This is a genomic window from Streptococcus sp. oral taxon 058 str. F0407 (assembly GCF_000235485.1).
In the GTDB taxonomy this organism is placed as follows: Bacteria; Bacillota; Bacilli; order Lactobacillales; family Streptococcaceae; genus Streptococcus.
The window spans coordinates 35,029-37,111 of record NZ_JH378892.1 but is presented as its reverse complement, the minus strand read 5'-3'; the positions used below and the strand labels follow the sequence as shown (position 1 = coordinate 37,111).

Here is a 2,083-nt window from a genome sequence, read left to right as displayed (position 1 = left end):
CCTTGATCGCAGAGCATGCAGGGAAGACACGTACGGTAGGGACTTATCAGTCTGGAGATTTTGCCAAACTCAAGTCTGTTCAACGCTTTGCGATAGCCTATCAACAGGCAACCAAGCAGATGGAGAGTCGCGTTGAGCGCGTACAAGCAGCCCAGGAGAGAGACAAGGTTCGTTTTGAAGCCTTGGCTACGGAGGATCGAGCCAATAAGGGGTGGATAGACCTGGGTCTTGGTGTGGTGACCTTTGCGATTGGTGCTTTAGCGATTTGGGCAACTATGGGGGCAGCGACCCCCTTGGTTGTTGGGTTTGGCTTAACTGCAGGACTTGGGACAACAGCCTATGGGGCGTCTAACGCAGCAGAAGGGATTCATAATATCCAACTTGGGAATGCAGGGGATATCCATACCAAGTCAAGAAATCCTATCCGTGATACACTTTTCATGGGGAATGACAAGCTGTATCATCAGGTTGGTGGACTCTTTGTGACGGCAAGTGCTATCATGATTCCTATAGGGCAGACGCAGAGCGTTGTCAAGGGCTTGACCCAGTTTGCGATAGGGGAAGCTGGCGCCTATACAGCGGGTCAGGTTGCCTATCATGGAACTAAGATTCTAGGAGGTAGCGAAGAAGACGCCCAAACCGCAAACTTTATCGGGAATATTGTAGGAGGTTATGCGGCCTCCTCAGCAGCCAACAAGTTTAGTCTCAATAAGGTGAAAGATGCCTTTTCTACGAATGCAAAAAAATACACTCTAAATAGTGATCGATTATCTAATCTAGAACTATATACATCTCCAGAAGTAAAAGCTAAAATCAATAAGGCGGGTTATAGCCTGGAAGACTTTTCGAACTTAGTAGATGCAGATACGACTTTATCGGCTAAAACAGATGCGTTTGTCAAAGCTGTTCGCAAAGAGATTGGTATACCAGCTCCTAAAACCAAGATGAATAAAACGATACCTACAGAGTTTGTTGAATCATATCTCAGCGGAGAACGTAATTCTTTTGCAGGTTTTGTCTCGGTTGATGAGCATTCAAAATCATTAACTACTCTTCCAGAAATAGTTGAAGGAAATCGATTAGATTATCCTAACACTCCTTTTGACTTAGAAAAAACCAAGACATATTCAAAGATATCATTTTTCTTGGATGAAGCAGATAAGCTAGATATTCCATTTGGCGAACTTGATAATGCGAGTTATCCTTTTACAGGTAGAGGGTTTACAGGTTCTAAAAATATTATATTACCGGAGTATAAGTTAATAGAAGAACGAAATTTTATGGATGGCGATTTAATAACAATTTTTGAAAGCAAAAGCGGAAATCCTATAAGACAATATAAATATATAGAAAATAAAGGTTGGAAAGTAATAAAATAGGAGTGAATAATGATTGCAATTTATCGGGGTAAAAAATATAATGTATCAAAAGGTCTTAGTAATAATGATTGGATTGTTCTAACTAGTGACACAAAAGATGGAGGGTTCAGCAATTATATAGATTCTTGGGGAGAGGAATTTGATGATTTCTTTTCAAAAAAAGTCAAGATGGAAGATCTAGACTATCTATACAGTATTCATTATGAAATTCAATATAAGGGGCATTCTTTTTATGTTAGTAGTGGGATGATTCGAAGAAATATTGAGAAGGATTGGTTTGAAATAAAACCAGATGCCAACCAAAATCAAATAAAGGATGAGTTGGGATTCAAGCAGATAAACAAATTAGAATGGGCAAAAGAGATTGGTCGAAAAGACATTGAAGTCTTAAAAATAGTCGAAACACCTTTAGGAATCTTTAAAGATCAGGGAGTTAAGATCAAAAGTTTAGAAGGCCAAGATATTGATAACTTTTTAAATTCTATTGAAAAGTAATGTTTTGATGCTGTGTCACCATTGAAATAGCTTGTAAGGAACTTGTTTATACACTGTTAGTTGTAAGCAAGTTCCTGTTTTTGCATTGAGTGCGAACCTCCAAGGTCAGGCCATCTCGAGTATGCGAACTTACCTAGTAGAGGTTCATGGAACCCTCCTTCAAACTCTGGTCAATCTGATGAATGACTACTCATCCAACCTCTTGCTTT

Annotated in this window: 2 protein-coding genes; both read left to right on the top strand. The window is 39.5% G+C overall.

Annotation, left to right across the window (positions count from 1 at the left end; translation table 11 throughout):
- The first annotated feature begins 119 nt into the window (after window positions 1-119).
- Complete coding sequence (locus HMPREF9184_RS09995) at window positions 120-1,379, top strand: hypothetical protein (protein ID WP_232196701.1); 1,260 nt, start codon at window positions 120-122, stop codon at window positions 1,377-1,379.
- Window positions 1,380-1,388: 9 nt separating this feature from the next.
- The gene (locus HMPREF9184_RS08975) at window positions 1,389-1,874 is read left to right on the top strand and encodes a hypothetical protein (protein ID WP_000560652.1); all 486 of its coding nucleotides are present in this window, start codon (window positions 1,389-1,391) and stop codon (window positions 1,872-1,874) included.
- Window positions 1,875-2,083 lie beyond the last annotated feature (209 nt).

Bases quoted from the DNA above. Each gene is read 5' to 3' on its own strand.
- HMPREF9184_RS09995 (WP_232196701.1), top strand. From the start codon at position 120: ATGGAGAGTCGCGTTGAGCGCGTACAAGCAGCCCAGGAGAGAGACAAG.
- HMPREF9184_RS08975 (WP_000560652.1), top strand. From the start codon at position 1,389: ATGATTGCAATTTATCGGGGTAAAAAATATAATGTATCAAAAGGTCTT.